Raw genomic sequence first — 15,083 nt, 5'->3', positions numbered from 1 at the left:
CGACGTGACGACATGGAAGCTCGTGGCCGGCGTCGACGGTCTTCTGCACGAGAGCGAGGCCGGCGTTCTGATCGGTGGGATCACCGCCCAATATGGAACCGCTTCGTCAGACATATCCTCGATCTTCGGCACAGGCTCGATCGCAGCCACCGGCTACGGCGTCGGCGGCACGCTGACCTGGTACGGCAACAGCGGCTTCTATGTCGACACCCAGACGCAGGCAACATGGTATGACAGCGATATCCGCTCGGCCACGCTCGGCGCACTGGCCGATGGCAACAATGGCTTCGGTTATGCGCTGAGCATCGAGAGCGGTCAGAAGATCGCGCTGTCCAGCAAATGGTCGCTGACTCCGCAGGCGCAGCTTGCTTATTCCGACGTCCGCTTCGACACCTTCACCGACCAGTTCGGCACCAGGGTGTCGCCCGGCAGCGGCGACAGCCTGGTCGGACGTCTGGGCCTGTCGGCAGACTACGAGGACCAGTGGGCCGATGCTGCGGGGCAGGTCAGCCGCACGCACATATACGGCATCGCCAACCTCTATTACGACTTCCTCGACGGAACCGATGTCGACGTCTCGGGCGTCAAGCTGGTCAGCCAGAACCAGGCGCTGTGGGGTGGTGTCGGCCTCGGCGGCTCGCTCGACTTCGCCGACGGCAAATACGCGGTCTTCGGCGAGGCGATCGCCAAGACCAGTCTGGAGAAGTTCGGCGACAGCAACTCCATCGGCGCCAAGCTCGGCTTCAGCGTGCGCTGGTAGCTGCGAGCCCTGCTGTAGGCTGATATATTGCCAGCCAAAGATCCGGGGCGATGCACGCTCGCGGACCGGTGTTTGATAGAATGGACAAGAACATGAATCGGAAGAATTGGGGCAGAAGCATTCTGCCGGTGGCCACCGCGCTGTTGGTCATGGGCTTTGCCATCTCGGCGTTCGCGCAGGAGGCTGGGCTGCCGGGGGGAGCAACCTCGCTGAGGGAGGGGCATGGCGACTGGACGGTGTCCTGCAACATCACCACGCAGAACGGCGCCGCGGCCAAAGCCTGCGCACTCTCGCAGGAGCAGACAGACGCCCAGTCGCGCCAGCGGGTGCTGGCCATCGAATTGCGTCCCAACGGCGAGACTGTCCAAGGAACGCTGGTGCTGCCGTTCGGCCTCGCGCTGGACCAGGGCGTGACGCTGCAGATCGATGACGGCGCCACGCTGCCGCCGCTCCGCTTCCGCACCTGCCTTCCCGGCGGCTGTCTCGTAGACCTGAGCTTCGAGGGCGACACCTTGGCGGCTCTGCGCAACGGAACCAGCCTCAAGGTCAAGGTCGTCGCCGATGGCGGCAAGGAAACCAACCTCGCCCTCTCGCTGAAAGGCTTCCCCAGCGCGCTCGACAGGACAGCCGCGCTGCTGAAGTGAGCCATGACTAGCGCGTCGAAGCGTGTCTTGAAACGTCAGGGCGGGTAAGCGGGTAAGCTGTCGGGCTAAACGATCTCTGAGCGGTCCGAAGATGTACTGCCGCGCTGCCTCATCGACCTTCTCAGCGAGCGCGCGTTGCTGCTGATTGACGGAGGGCAGGGCGGCGATGTCCGCTTCCAGCGGGACATGCAGATCAGCTTTGTACATGCCGATGTCGATGTCCTCGGAGAACCGGCGCACCAATCCATACGCCTTGCTCAGGCTGGTGCCGCCCTTGAAATATAGACCAACCGGATCGTTCGGCCGGCGGTTGAACAGAAAATCGAGCACCCAGCAGACGTAGAGGTCCTTTTCGATATTTGGCGCTTGGGTGCCCAAATGGGCGGCGACCGTCTCGAAGAGCGTACGGCGTTCGTCGACGCTCGAGGGCAGGATCTCAATGAACGTCTTCTGCATGATCGCCCTTCGTGGGTTCTGAGTTCGGCGCGCTTTCGGTTTGATCCTCGACGATCCTGCGCGTGATTGTCTCCACCAGCGGATACATCCACGCGGGGACCGCATGAATGTTGTCGCGCAGGTCCTGAGCGATCTTGTCTCGATCGGGATTGCGCGACAGATGTCGGATGATCCCGTTGACGGCCCATCGAAGCTCGATCGTTCATCCCGAAACCACGTCAGCGCCTGGATCACGCGCATGGCGGGCCGGCCGGCCCAGAATGCCGTCTTTGCCGAGATGCGTTTGAAGTCGAGTTTGTAGATGACCGGCCTGGTCGCCAGCGGATCGCCTGCGCTCCCTTCGATCTCGATCGTTCGCGGATAGGTGTCGGCATAGATCGTCGAGCGCGCCGGGACGGCTGTCGTCAGGCCGAGGTCGTTCGCAGCGGTCATCCCATCGACCAGCACGCGCAGCTTGTCGCGCCGGGCGATAGCGTCGATGAACGAGGCGCGGGGCGGAAACACCATCTTGCCGGTCAGCTTGCTGACGCTGGGTTTGTCGTAGAGGCCGCGATAGGGCCGGCGGATGTCACCCCGCAGGGTCAGCCGTTGCAGCGCCTTCTCGACGGCATTAGGTGTCCCAATGTCGAAAAAGTCTGCGCGCGACTCGGCCTTGAGCAGTTGCGACAGGATCGGAATGGCGGCTTCAAACGCTGGCGCTCCCTGTTCGGTGAGTTCGCCCACAGCTTGTGCCATGCCGTGCATCTTCAGGCTCCGGAGCATGATGACGATTGCGCCGCTGGCAGGGTTATGACGCATGGCGCACCTCCAGGGCCTTCCTCAAAGCATCGTAGCGTTCGACATTTGCTTTCGGCTCATTGGTGAGCGTCAAAGCCTGGGGAGCGCTGATGGTCGGGGGCGTGAGCGATTTGCCGTCGACGAGCCGATGGAGAAGGTTCAGCACATGGGTTTTGGTTGGAACGCCGGCCTCCAACGCCATCTCCACGGCCAGGAGCACGGCCTGCTCGTCGTGTTGCAGCACAAGTGCCAGGATCTCGACCATCTCGCGATCGCCGCCCGGCTTCTTGAGCAAATGCTGCTGCAACGACCTGAATGCATCGGGAAGTTCGGCAAAGGGTGCTCCGTTGCGTAGGGCGCCTGGCTTGCGCTGAACGACAGCCAGATAGTGCCGCCAGTCATAGATCGTCTGCCCTGGCCGATCATGCGAGCGATCGATGATGCGGCGATGCTCGCAGACAGTCAGACCCTCCGCAGCGACAACGACACGATCCGGATAGACCCGAAGGCTCACGGGCCGATTGGCAAAGGACGCCGGAACGCTGTAGCGGTTGCGCTCCAGATGCACGAGGCAGGTTGGGGAGACCCGCTTGGTGTATTCGACGAAGCCGTCGAAGAGACGGGACGCCGGCATGAGAGCCTGGGCTTCCTCAGCCCAGATATCGGCAATGGTGCCGCGCATTTTGCCATGCGGGGTCTTGTGCCAAAACTCTTGGCATCGAAGCTCCAGCCAGTCGTTCAGGGCTTCCAGGGATGGAAAGCGTGGAATCGGTTGAAAGAACCGATGACGCGCATCCTGCACATTCTTCTCGACCTGTCCCTTCTCCCAGCCGGACGCGGGATTGCAGAACTCAGGCTCGTAGAGGTAGTGGCTGGCCATGGCCATGAAGCGGACATTGACGTCGCGCTCCTTGCCGCGGCCGACCTTGTCGATCGCTGTCCGCATATTGTCGTAGATGCCGCGCCGGGGAACGCCGCCAAAGACACGGAAGGCATGATATGGGCGTCAAACAGCATCTCATGCGTCTGCAACAGATAGGCCCGGACGATGAAGGCCCTGGAGTAGCTGAGCTTGGTATGGGCCACCTGCAGCTTGGTGCGTTCATGGCCGATGATCGCCCAGTCCTCGGACCAGTCGAACTGGAACGCTTCACCAGGATCAAACGAAAGCGGCACGAATGTCCCGCGCCCTGTCGTCTGTAACTCCCTCTGCAGATCAGCCTTCCACTCCCGAGCGAAAGCCGCAACACGACCGTATGACCCGTCATAGCCAAGGCTCAGCAGATCGGCATGAAGCTGCTTGATCGTGCGTTTCTGTTTGCGGTTCTTTTTGGCCTCCGTCCTCAGCCAGGCTGACAAGCGGTCGGCAAATGCGTCAAGCCTGCTCGGCCGCTCTGGAACCTTGAACTTCGGCTCCACCTCGTCCACCCGCAGGTATTTGCGCACCGTATTCCGAGACAGGCCGGTCCTGCGGCTAATCTCTCGGATCGATAAACGCTCTCGATAATGCCAGCGTCGGATCACGCTCAATAATGCCATGTCGATCACTCCGTAATCCCCGCTGAAAAAACGCAGGGTAAGGATCAAACATGGGTCAATTCTCGGTGGAAATATCCTGGGTTGCCGGGTCAGTTCTCAGTGGCAATCAACAGGTCCGTAATTCCGAAGAAACCGGATCCAGTTGTTGGCCGGCATGCGCTATCCCCCCACGACTGCCGCCTTGCGCTGACGACCGTCCTGGAATTCCAGCGCAGCCCCATGAAAATCAGTCAGTTGCAGACTACTGTAGAACTGGTGAAACGCAACAATACAACCCCAATGCTGGCGCGGGTCGCTTCTGAGGAGCCGGCTAGAAAGCGTGTGACGATGATTCCTGAATCGGCCGGAGCCACTCCCTACGGAATTTTCCTACTGGCAGATGACTACCTGTCTGCCGCTAAGCTCGCCTTTCGAGATCCAAGAATAGGCACAGGGCCTGTGAGATTGATGACCTACCATGCGGCTGAGCTCTTCCTAAAAACCTACATGCGTTCCGCGGGGGAAACCGTCGATGCCTTGCGGGCCTTGGGCCATGACCTCGAGAAGATGGTCATTCGCGCCAAATCGTTGGGTTTGAAGTTGCCCGCGCAGATTTTAGCCCAATCCCGCAAGCTGTCGGCAAATAACGACTACGTACGGGCGCGCTACGTGGTGGTCCGAGAACCGACCGACATCTCCGACCAGAGCGTTCTTCGATACTGCCAAACGATCAGGTCGAGCGTCATCGAGGCGCTCAATATGGACGAGCAAGGTGTGCCCCAGGGAGAGCATTGGCTTGGCGCTCTGCCAAGTGACTACCCGATACAAGCGCCAACGGAGGCGCCATGACCAAGTAGTGTCGACGAGAAGGCCCATCGAGGTTTCCCAGAACCGAGCACCTGGTTCAAACGTGAGCAAGCCATTGTCGATTGCGGCGCGTGGTCAAACATGAGCGATAGCAAGCCAACTTCGAACGGAAACGATCGTCCCGGCGCGGCGGCGGCATTTCCGTATGACCGCATGACGGTCGAGCGTTTTCGAAAGACATTTCCGCGCGCCCGCTGGAACGATGATCTGAAGGCGTGGTTCGTCCCGGGAAAACCGCGGCGCGGCGTTTCGATCGATGGCTCGAACTGGAGCGTTCGCAGACGGAAACGCATGCCGACATCCAAGGCCGCGACGCCTTTGTCTTTGATCCCATTGCCTCGAAATATCTTCGGCGCCTTGATAGTCATTTGGAAGTGGTGACGCCCCATTCCCGCACTGTCGTTGATGAGATGCGCCAGGTGCCGTTTGCCTCCTGGGATGCCGATCGCCGTGTGTGGACGGTCCCCTACCGGTCATATGAGGCCCTGCGCCGGCACTGGAGTCGCATCGAGGAGGCTGCCAAGCGAAACGAGCCGGACGAGCGCAAAAAACGCCGAGAAGCCAATCGCGGGTCTGCAGAAGAACGGGCCGCACGTGTGCGCGCCACCGAACGCCGCCGCCGCCGCTATCCGCTCGATCCGGAGAATCTGCCGCCCCTTGGTCGGCCGGTGATCACGTCGACCTATGGGGTAGTCGTTTTCGTCGGTTGCGATGGCGAGCCGGTCGATCCAGAGGTCATTCGCACTTCCTACGCCGATATCCCAACCTCGGCCGACAGCGTTTGGGGGCAATGGCGCCCGGCTACGCTGGCGGAACTCGTGAAAACTTGGCCCTCGCGTGCCGGATCCAACATTGATCACGGGATCTGGAGGCAGCCCATGATCGAGGAGTTGCGCGTGGCAAGAAAGACTGCCGCCAGCAGGGAGCGACAACGCTCTAGCACCGGCGCCTAAGCGTGGTTGTTCAGGTCACGCTCGATCTGTTGTGCCGAGGCGAGAATTTCATCGAAGCTCGGCGGTGCGCCGAAGATCATGGCGGTTGTGTGGCGTAGTCGCGCGCCAGCGCATCGACCATCTTGGGCACTGGTTCGATCGCAAAGGTTCCCGGCACTGCCGATGCGAGATCATAGTCTGACCGATCGAAAAACATGCGCGCATGACGCACGCAGTCGGCGCCGAGATCGTGGTCGGCCAGCGCGGCCTTGCCGGTTTCCGACTGCATGAGACAGTGCAGGTCGTAGTAGTGGCGCGAAACCCGCTGCCCCGCCTGCCGCAATTCACCGCGCCGCTCATACCAGCGACGCAGTCCATGAGCGATCACTACCTTGTCCCAGAAGGTGCGCGTCGCTTCGATCGTGGTGACGTCCGGGACGGCGAGCTCAATGCCGGCTGTGTCACCGGCCACATAGGGCGTTATCGTCAGCGGCCCGTGGGGATCGAGCGCTGACTTTGCGCCGGATTCGAGACGTATCGCCGGTCGGACATAAGCCCCATCGCGCGGTTCCACCTCGGGATACCAAAGCAGCAGGGTCTGCCCATCAGGATCGGCATCGTCAATTTCCACGCGACCCGCCCCGTCGGTCACGTCCGCCAACTGGGCGGCGAGGAACGCATTGAGCGGGCCGGTAATATAGGCGCGACAGGCATCTCGGATCGCGTCCAGTTTGGCGCGGCGCTTCTTGTTTGACAGCGCTTCGAGCTCTTCGACCGACGCCGGCTCCTCGAGGTCATCACGGAACACCGTGACGTCGATATCCTCGGAAAAGCGCTTGATGAGGTCATAACCCTTCGACAGCGACGTGCCGCCCTTGAACAGCAGCCGCGGCTCTCCTGCCGGCCGTTCGTGATAAAGCGCATTGAGCGTCCAGCAGACCCAGAAGTCCTTTTCGACGTTTCCGACCGGGGCGCCAATACGGTTTGCCGTGGCGAGGAATAGATCGAGCCGGTCCCGCGGCGGTGCGGCAATAATCTGACGGTAGGCGGCGGTCGTCATGGCTTGCCCTCCGGCCCAGCGGTTGAGCTGAGGAGTTGGCGCAGGAACTCCTGCATCCAGATCGGCACGGCGGAAAGACCGGCGCGCAGATCTTCGCGGATCGCCTCACCGTGCTTGGGATCGGAAAGCAGGCGGCGCAATATGGTCGCGATCCGCTTGCGCTCGCTGTCCTGGGTCAGCATGTCCTGCATCCAATGTAGCGCTTGGACGACCCGCATCCCCGGCCGATCCGCCCAATAGAGACGACTCGGCGCGGCGTATTTGAAGTGGATTTCCTGGCTGCCGAGTTTGATCGGCTTCAATCTCGCATCGACCAGCACCTCGATCCGCGCTGGTACGGCCGTCGTAAGCCCAAGATCGTTGGCGGCCGTCATGCCATCGATCACGGCGCGCGCGTTGTCGCGGCGTGTCACCGCCCGGATCACGGCGCGATAGTCCGGCACGGTGGCGCGACCGGTCAGAGTATTGGTCCGCGGGCGGTCATAGAGACCGCGGTCGATCCGGCGAAGCTCTTGAGCCGCAGCCAATCGCTGCAGGGTCTTGTCCACCGCGGCGCGCGCGCCGAGATCGGCGAAGTCGCCCGGGGTCCAGACCTCCTCCGGCTTGGACTCGATGCGCGCGAGCACGCGGGAGCGAATATCGGTGTCGTCTTCAACCGGCGTCATGTCCGAAATATGCGACAAGTTTCGGACATAGGCAAGAGGATGACGTCCGAAGAATGCTACAAACTTCGGACACGCGAACTCTGGAGCCACAGTCGCTCAAACTCGGCTACTCAAGCTCGATCCATGCCGGCGCATGATCGCTCGGCTTCTCCCACCCACGCGTTTCAACATCCACCCCCGCACCGCGAAGCTTGGGCGACAACGAGGGACTGACCAGCAGATGGTCCATTCGCAAGCCAGAACGCTTGTCGTAGCCGCCGCCGTATGAGTGATTCCAATACGTGTAGACTCCTTTTTCAGGATGGATGCGCCTGACCGCATCGATCCAGCCATCCTCGAGCATCTCGGCATAGGCTTGGCGACTCTCGGGAAAGTAAACCGCATCGCCGATCCATCGTCGCGGGACGACGGCATCAATCGGAGTTGGGACGACGTTATAGTCGCCGCACAGCACTGTCAGCGCGCCCTCCTGGAGAAGAGTTTGGCCGTAGCCGATCAGACGGTCGAACCAGCGCAACTTGTAGTCAAACTTGGGACCCGGGGCGGGATTTCCGTTTGGCAGGTAAAGACAGCCGACAACGAGCCCGCTGACCTCCGCCTCGATATAGCGGCTATGGCTGTCGTCAGGGTCGCCAGGGCTGATCTGTGATCGGGACGCTGTCCATGCCTTCCAAGGATGACAGCGTCACACCCAGCAAGCGGATGCCCTTCACGACCGGGAACAGGTCGGCGAGCATGGTCTGTGCCACCTCAAGCATTTCATCGGCGCCCAGCACGAGCCTTGGAAGGGTACGGCCGCGTGTTACCTGCTGGAAATCGGTGAACTTAACCTTCAGCGTCACCGTCCTGCCGGAGAGGTGCTTGGCCTCGCAATGGCGCCAAACCTTTTCGGTCAACGGTGCCAGCTCGGCGCGCGCCGCATCAAGGGCGAAGATATCGACCGCAAAGGTATCTTCGGCGCCGACGGATTTCCGTGGACGGTCGGCCTGAACCGACCGCTCATCGATCCCCCGGGCGATCTGATAATACCAGATTCCCGACTTGCCGAAATGTTGCTGCAGGAAAGCCAGCGGCTTCTCGCGCAGATCGCCGCCCGTCTCTATGCCCAACCTCTCCATCTTCGCAGCCGTCGCCGGGCCCACGCCGTGGAACTTCTTTACCGGCAGCCTGGCCACGAAGTCGGGCCCCATCGTCGGCGTGATGAGCGCCTGGCCGTTGGGCTTATTGAGGTCGCTCGCAATCTTCGCCAGGAATTTGCAATAGGAGATCCCCGCCGAGGCATTGAGCCCGGTCACCTCCTTGATCCGCGCGCGGATCAGCGTTGCTATCTCGGTTGCAAAGGGGATGTGCTGCTTGTTTTGCGTTACGTCGAGATAAGCCTCGTCCAACGACAGTGGCTCAATCAGGTCCGTATGCTCGGCGAAGATCTGGTGAATCTGTCCCGAGACCGCCCGATAGACGTCGAACCGCGGTGTGACAAAGATGAGCTCCGGGCAGCGCCGTTTGGCGGTGACAGAGGGCAGTGCCGACCGCACCCCAAAGGTGCGCGCTTCGTAGCTTGCTGCCGCAACGACGCCACGAGCGGCTGAACCACCAACCGCCACCGGTTTGCCTCTGAGCTCCGGATTATCGCGTTGCTCGACCGAAGCGTAAAACGCATCCATATCCACGTGAATGATCTTGCGCAAAACGGCCGGACCGGTCGGCGCCTCCACATCCCGATTACCGTCCCCGACCGCATTCACTGCGCACACTCCGAACATGCCATGCCGTCAGACTGCAACTCGATCGAGCGCAGTCTGCGATCAACTCTCGAAGTGGCGCAACGAGTCGGATTGACTCATGAGGGCCAAAGAGAACAAATAAGGAACATACCAGCCCCGAAATCCATTGGGAAGACTGTTTGAGAGTGATTTGTCCATGGGTCAGCCGGCCGCAAGCCCTGCCATCGCTGCGCTTCGGGAGCAAGTCGCGCGCCTCGAAGGCGGACCGGCGCGCAACCGTGCAACGCTTCCTTTCGGCGTGCCGGCAATCGACAAGGTGCTACCGGGAGGAGGGCTGGCGCTTGGGGCGCTGCATGAGGTTGCTGGTGGCCGTAATGGGGCGATCGATGGTGCGGCGGCGGCGCTCTTTGCCGCCGGTATTGCCGCCCGTACCAAGGGCAAGGTGCTGTGGTGCGTCACCCGGCAAGATCTTTTTGCCCCCGCGCTCGCCCAGGCGGGGCTGCTGCCTGGTCGCGTTGTTTATGTCGAGGCCGGCGACGAGGCCGCGGTGCTTGCCTGTTTCGAGGAAGGGCTTCGTCATTGCGGCTTAGGGGCCGTCGTTGCCGAACTGGCCCGTCTCTCCATGACCGCCTCCCGCCGCCTGCAGCTTGCCGCCGAAACCACCGGCGCCATCGGCATCGCTATTCGCCGCTGGCGACGTCAAACCGAAGCGACCGATTTTGGACAACCCACCGCCGCGGTCACCCGCTGGCGGGTCACCGCGCTCCCCTCCCGCCCCTTGCCGGTCCCCGGCGTCGGCCGCGCTCGCTGGCAGCTTGAGCTGATCCGGGTCCGGGCTGGAGAAAGCGCCGATTTTGAAGTGGAAGCCTGCGATGCCAAGGGTCGTCTCGCTCTATTTTCCAGCCTGGCCGACCGATCGCCTGCGACGCGCACTGGGCCAGTCCGCGCCATCGGCTGAAACCCCGATCGTCATGCTAGGCCGGCAGGGAAACCGGCGGCTCGTGCTGGCCGCCGATGGCGCCGCCCGCGCGGCCGGTCTGCGCGTCGGCATGCCGGCAAGCAAGGCCCAAGTCCTGCTTCCGGGGCTGCAGAGCTTCGATCTTGATCCGGCGGGTGACGCAGAAGCTCTCGATAGAATGGCGCTCTGGTCGCTGCGCTACGCGCCGATCGTCGCCGCCGATCCACCCGATGGCCTCATCATCGACACAACCGGGACCGACCACCTGCATGGCGGTGAGGAAGCCATGCTTTCGGGACTGGTATCGCGCATAGCTGCCTCCGGGATCGAGGCCCGCGCGGCCGTAGCCGATAGCTGGGGCGCTGCCCATGCCTGCGCGCGGTTTCTCGCTCGCCCGACCTTCGTCGGGCCGGCCGGCCAAGCGGTGCGATCGTGCGTGACCTCCCTATCAGCGCGCTCCGTCTTCCCCCCGACATCGTCGATGGTCTCCATACACTGGGTTTCGAGCGGATCGGTGAAATGGAGGCGGCGCCGCGTGCCTCTCTCACGCTACGGTTCGGACCGGAGCTCGGCCGCCGCCTCGACCAGGCCATGGGCCGCCGTAGCGAGCCCTTCGAGCCCATCCGCTCAGCCGAATTGGTCGCGGTTCGTCGCGCCTTCGGCGAGCCGATCAGCGCGGCCGAGACGATCGCCCGCTATACCAGCAAGCTCGTCTTGATGCTCTGCGAAGTCCTCGAGGCCAAAGGGCTCGGCGCGCGCCGGCTCGACCTGCTGTTCCATCGCGTCGACAATCACCTCGAGGCAATTCGCGTCGGTACGGCGGTGCCGGTACGGGACGTCAAACGACTGACGCGACTTCTGACCGACCGCATCGAGACCGTGGACCCCGGCTTCGGCATCGAACTGATGACGCTGACCGCAACCCTCGCCGAGCCCTTCGGCGCTAAGCAGATCATCTCTTCGCTGGTAGAGGAGCCGGAGCCCGACATCAGCGATCTCATCGACGTGCTTGCCAACCGGATTGGCGAGCAACGCCTCTATCGCTTCGCCCCGGTCGAAAGCGATGTGCCCGAACGCTCCGTCCGGCGCATTGCCCCGACCGCCCCCGATGATGGGATGAGTTGGCCAGGCGAATGGCCGCGCCCGCTGCGGCTGCTCACCCACCCCGAGCCCATCGAAACCATGGCCCTGCTGCCGGATCACCCGCCGGTCTGGTTCAGTTGGCGGGGCATCCGGCGCCGGGTCACACGCGCCGACGGGCCCGAGCGCGTGTTCGGCGAATGGTGGCGGCGCGATGCCGAAGTGATCGCAGTCCGCGATTATTTCCAGGTCGAGGACGAGGCCGGTGACCGCTTCTGGATTTACCGCGCCGGCGATGGAGAGGATCCCGAGACCGGCTCACATAAATGGTTCATGCATGGAGTCTTCGCATGACCACCCCGCGCTATGCCGAATTGCAGGTGACCAGCCATTTCTCGTTCCTGCGCGGCGCAAGCTCTTGTGAGGACCTCTTTGCCCAGGCGGCGGCGCTCGGCATCGAGGCGCTGGCGGTTGTTGATCGCAATTCTCTCGCTGGCATTGTCCGCGCCCATCAGGCCGCCAAGGACACCGGGGTCAGGCTTATCGTCGGCTGCCGCCTCGATCTGGTCGACGGCATGTCCCTGCTCGTCTATCCGACTGATCGCGCCGCCTATTCGCGCCTGTGCCGGCTGCTGACCCTGGGCAAGAAGCGCGGCGGCAAGGCGAAATGCCACCTCGAATGGAGCGATCTGGCTGATTATGCCGAGGGCCTGATCGCTGTCCTTGTTCCCGATCGCGCCGACGACACCTGTGCCCTGCAATTGCGTCGCCTGCGGGAAACCTTCAGCAATCGCGCCTACCTGGCGCTGACCTTGCGCCGGCGACCCAATGACCAGGTGCGGCTGCATGAGCTTTCCAACCTCGCGACCCAAATGCAGGTGCCGACGGTGGTGACGAACGACGTCCTGTTCCACGAACCCGGCCGTCGCATTCTGCAGGACGTGGTGACCGCCATTCGCCAGAACATCACCATCGACGAGCTGGGGTTCCGGCGGGAACGCCATGCCGACCGCTATCTCAAGCCGCCCGAGGAGATGGCGCGGTTGTTTTCGCGCTACCCGGAAGCGCTCGAGCGGACGACCGAGATCGCCCGGCAGTGCCGGTTCTCGCTCGACGAACTGGCCTACCAATACCCCGAAGAGAAGATGCTGCCGGGGCTGACCGCCCAGCAGGCGCTCGAGCAGCTGGCTTGGGAAGGCGCGACCCGGCGCTATCCCGAAGGCGTGCCCGACAAGGTGTTGGGGCTCATCAAGCACGAACTGCGCCTGATCGAGATCCTGCAATACGCGCCGTACTTCCTCACCGTGAGCGCCATCGTGCAGTTCGCGCGGAGCAGGAATATCCTTTGCCAGGGGCGAGGCTCGGCCGCCAATTCCGCCGTCTGCTATGTCCTAGGCATCACCAGCATCGATCCCGAGCGCAACAATCTCCTGTTCGAGCGCTTCGTCTCGCAGGAGCGGAACGAACCCCCTGATATCGATGTCGACTTCGAGCACGAGCGGCGCGAGATCGTCATGCAGTGGGTCTATGAGACCTACGGGCGAGACCACAGTGCGCTGTGCTCGACAGTGATGCGCTATCACACCAAAGGCGCCTGCGTGACATCGGCAAGGCTCTCGGCCTTCCCGAGGACGTGACGAAGATGCTGTCCTCTCAGGTCTGGGGTCACGGCGAAGGCATCGACGAGACGCGCGCCCGAGAGCTCAATTTCAACCTGGCCGATCGCCGGCTGCGGCTGACGCTCGAACTTGCGCACCAATTGGAGGGCACGCCGCGGCATCTGTCGCAGCATCCAGGCGGCTTCGTCCTGACCAATGACCGGCTCGACGATCTCGCGCCGATCGAGCCTGCCCGCATGGTCGACCGCCAAGTGATCGAATGGGACAAGGACGATATCGACATCCTCAAATTCATGAAGGTCGACGTCCTGGCGCTCGGGATGCTCACCTGCATGAAACGCAGCTTTGACCTCTTGGCCGAGCACAAGGGCGTGACCCTCGACCTGGCCACCATCCCGGCCGAGGATCCGGCGACCTATGCCATGATCCGCAAGGCGGACACGATCGGAGTGTTCCAGATCGAGAGCCGCGCCCAAATGTCGATGCTGCCGCGGATCCAGCCGCGCACCTTCTATGACCTCGTCGTCGAGGTCGCCATCGTGCGGCCCGGTCCAATCCAGGGCGACATGGTCCACCCCTATCTCCGGCGCCGGGAGGGCAAGGAGCCAGTCGAGTTTCCAACCCCTGAGCTAGAGCGCGTGCTCGGCAAGACCTTGGGCGTGCCCCTGTTCCAGGAACAGGCCATGCAGGTCGCCATGGTCTGCGCCGGCTTTTCCGCCGGCGAGGCCGATCAGCTGCGCCGCGCCATGGCCACCTTCAAGCACACCGGCGGCGTCAGCAAGTTCAGGGACAAGCTGATCGGCGGGATGATCGCCAATGGCTATACGCCGGAATTTGCGGCCACCACCTTCAAGCAGCTCGAAGGTTTCGGCAGCTACGGCTTCCCCGAGAGCCATGCGGCCAGCTTCGCGCTCATCGCCTATGCGTCGAGCTGGATGAAATGCCACCATCCCGATGTTTTCTGCGCCGCGCTGCTCAATTCGCAGCCCATGGGCTTTTACCTGCCGGCCCAGATCGTGCGCGACGCCCAAGCCCATGGCGTCGAGATCCGACCTGTCTGCATCAATGCCAGCCGCTGGGACTGCACGCTTGAACCGATTGGCGAGGAGGGACGCTTCGCCGTTCGCCTTGGTTTGCGCCTGGTCAAGGGACTGGCCAATGTCGACGCGGCCGCCATCGTAACGGCCAGGACCGACGATCCCTTCGCCTCGATCGACGATCTTTGGCAGCGCGCCGGCGTGCCGGCGGCCTCACTCGTGCAACTGGCCGAGGCCGATGCCTTCCGTCCCAGCCTCGGCTTGGCGCGGCGCGAAGCCTTGTGGGCGCTCAAGGGACTGCGCGATGAGCCCCTGCCGCTGTTTGCCGCCGCTTCGGCGCGTGAACGGCAGACCGTCTCGGAAATTCACGAGCCTGCCGTGGCGCTACGGCCGATGACGACCGGAAGGGAAGTTGTCGAGGACTATGGTCACGTTGGTCTCACCCTACGCAATCATCCGCTGTCTTTCCTGCGGGCTGACCTTGCCCGGCGTCGCATCGTCACCTGCACGGAGGCGATGCAGGCACGCGACGGTCGCTGGCTTGAGGCGGCGGGCCTGGTTCTCGTCCGCCAGCGACCCGGCTCGGCCAAGGGCGTGATGTTTCTGACCATGGAGGACGAGACCGGCGCGGCCAATGTCGTGGTCTGGGTGAAGGTGTTCGAGAAGTTCCGCCGGGTGCTGCTCTCCTCCTCGATGCTCGCTGTCCGGGGCAAGATTCAGCGTGAGGGCGACGTGGTGCATCTCGTCGCCCACTCCCTCACCGACCTTTCGGGTGAACTCGCCAGCGTCGGCAACCGAGAAGCGCCCTTTCCGCTCCCGCATGGCCGAGGCGATGAGGCCCATCATGGCGGCCCGGGCCTTGATCCCCGCAGCCTGCCGAAAGGGTTCAGGCCTCGCGATCTTGCCGACCCGACCTTGGTCGTCGAACCGATCAAAGTGAAGACACGCGATTTTAAGTAGATCGTCGCCTGGCTTTGGATGCACGT

The 15,083-nt window shown here is 62.8% G+C and carries 8 protein-coding genes and 7 pseudogenes; 8 read left to right on the top strand and 7 right to left on the bottom strand.

Translation table 11 applies throughout. The annotated features are described in order from the left end of the window. Together LB564_RS28870 and LB564_RS28865 are read left to right on the top strand one after the other, a co-directional pair. The coding region (locus LB564_RS28870) for an autotransporter outer membrane beta-barrel domain-containing protein (protein ID WP_224542491.1) at positions 1-760 on the top strand (760 nt) is incomplete at its 5' end. Positions 761-810: 50 nt separating this feature from the next. Next, positions 811-1,404 (top strand): invasion associated locus B family protein, encoded by a 594-nt coding sequence (locus LB564_RS28865; protein ID WP_318012865.1) that lies wholly within the window; start codon positions 811-813, stop codon positions 1,402-1,404. 54 nt (positions 1,405-1,458) lie between these two features. Here the strand turns inward: LB564_RS28865 and LB564_RS28860 are convergent. The 3 pseudogenes from LB564_RS28860 to istA all read right to left on the bottom strand — a co-directional run. Beyond that, positions 1,459-1,860 (bottom strand): annotated as a pseudogene (locus tag LB564_RS28860) (nucleotidyl transferase AbiEii/AbiGii toxin family protein); the annotation flags it as partial. Positions 1,861-2,139: 279 nt separating this feature from the next. Further along, a pseudogene (locus LB564_RS28855) lies at positions 2,140-2,658 on the bottom strand (DUF6088 family protein); the annotation flags it as partial. Beyond that, positions 2,648-4,176, bottom strand: a pseudogene (istA, locus tag LB564_RS28850) (IS21 family transposase). The pseudogenes istA and LB564_RS28855, both read right to left, overlap by 11 nt. Positions 4,177-4,395: 219 nt before the next feature. Here istA and LB564_RS28845 point away from each other — a divergent pair. Together LB564_RS28845 and LB564_RS28840 are read left to right on the top strand one after the other, a co-directional pair. Next, on the top strand, positions 4,396-5,004 hold the full coding sequence (locus tag LB564_RS28845) for a HEPN domain-containing protein (RefSeq protein WP_224542490.1): 609 nt from the start codon (positions 4,396-4,398) through the stop codon (positions 5,002-5,004). A gap of 99 nt (positions 5,005-5,103) precedes the next feature. Further along, positions 5,104-5,975: pseudogene (locus tag LB564_RS28840) on the top strand (hypothetical protein). Here the strand turns inward: LB564_RS28840 and LB564_RS28835 are convergent. The 4 genes and pseudogenes from LB564_RS28835 to dinB all read right to left on the bottom strand — a co-directional run bounded on the left by LB564_RS28835 (position 5,972) and on the right by dinB (position 9,424). Then, positions 5,972-7,014 (bottom strand): annotated as a pseudogene (locus LB564_RS28835) (nucleotidyl transferase AbiEii/AbiGii toxin family protein). The pseudogenes LB564_RS28840 and LB564_RS28835 sit on opposite strands and share 4 nt — an antisense overlap. After that, positions 7,011-7,679 carry a DUF6088 family protein gene (locus LB564_RS28830; protein WP_224542489.1) on the bottom strand — a complete coding sequence of 223 codons (669 nt, stop codon included), beginning with the start codon at positions 7,677-7,679 and terminating at the stop codon, positions 7,011-7,013. Before LB564_RS28830 ends, LB564_RS28835 begins: the two are co-directional and overlap by 4 nt. A 106-nt stretch (positions 7,680-7,785) precedes the next feature. Continuing rightward, complete coding sequence (locus tag LB564_RS28825; RefSeq protein ID WP_318012864.1) at positions 7,786-8,283, bottom strand: exodeoxyribonuclease III; 498 nt, start codon at positions 8,281-8,283, stop codon at positions 7,786-7,788. A 19-nt stretch (positions 8,284-8,302) separates the two neighbouring features. After that, positions 8,303-9,424: a DNA polymerase IV gene (dinB, locus tag LB564_RS28820; protein WP_224542488.1), complete on the bottom strand. Its 1,122-nt coding sequence runs from the start codon at positions 9,422-9,424 to the stop codon at positions 8,303-8,305. A gap of 175 nt (positions 9,425-9,599) precedes the next feature. Between dinB and LB564_RS28815 the strand changes: the two genes are divergently transcribed. The 4 genes and pseudogenes from LB564_RS28815 (at position 9,600) to LB564_RS31805 (ending at position 15,057) form a co-directional block, all read left to right on the top strand. Further along, complete coding sequence (locus LB564_RS28815; RefSeq protein WP_224542487.1) at positions 9,600-10,361, top strand: ImuA family protein; 762 nt, start codon at positions 9,600-9,602, stop codon at positions 10,359-10,361. Further along, positions 10,276-11,795: pseudogene (locus tag LB564_RS28810) on the top strand (Y-family DNA polymerase). The gene LB564_RS28815 and the pseudogene LB564_RS28810 overlap by 86 nt, the downstream one beginning before the upstream one ends. Continuing rightward, positions 11,768-14,494, top strand: a pseudogene (locus LB564_RS28805) (PHP domain-containing protein). The pseudogenes LB564_RS28810 and LB564_RS28805 overlap by 28 nt, the downstream one beginning before the upstream one ends. Positions 14,495-14,613: 119 nt before the next feature. Beyond that, positions 14,614-15,057, top strand: coding sequence for an OB-fold nucleic acid binding domain-containing protein (locus LB564_RS31805; RefSeq protein ID WP_411961796.1), 444 nt, complete (start codon positions 14,614-14,616; stop codon positions 15,055-15,057). Positions 15,058-15,083 lie beyond the last annotated feature (26 nt).

Origin of the sequence: Mesorhizobium sp. ES1-6, from assembly GCF_020164775.1 — a bacterium.
Classification (GTDB): Bacteria; Pseudomonadota; Alphaproteobacteria; order Rhizobiales; family Rhizobiaceae; genus Mesorhizobium.
The sequence above is the reverse complement of the archived record's forward strand: the minus strand, read 5'-3'. Positions and strand labels throughout refer to the sequence as shown.

Bases quoted from the DNA above. Each gene is read 5' to 3' on its own strand.
- LB564_RS28865 (WP_318012865.1), top strand. From the start codon at position 811: ATGCACGCTCGCGGACCGGTGTTTGATAGAATGGACAAGAACATGAAT.
- LB564_RS28845 (WP_224542490.1), top strand. From the start codon at position 4,396: ATGAAAATCAGTCAGTTGCAGACTACTGTAGAACTGGTGAAACGCAAC.
- LB564_RS28830 (WP_224542489.1), bottom strand. From the start codon at position 7,679: ATGACGCCGGTTGAAGACGACACCGATATTCGCTCCCGCGTGCTCGCG.
- LB564_RS28815 (WP_224542487.1), top strand. From the start codon at position 9,600: ATGGGTCAGCCGGCCGCAAGCCCTGCCATCGCTGCGCTTCGGGAGCAA.
- LB564_RS31805 (WP_411961796.1), top strand. From the start codon at position 14,614: ATGCAGGCACGCGACGGTCGCTGGCTTGAGGCGGCGGGCCTGGTTCTC.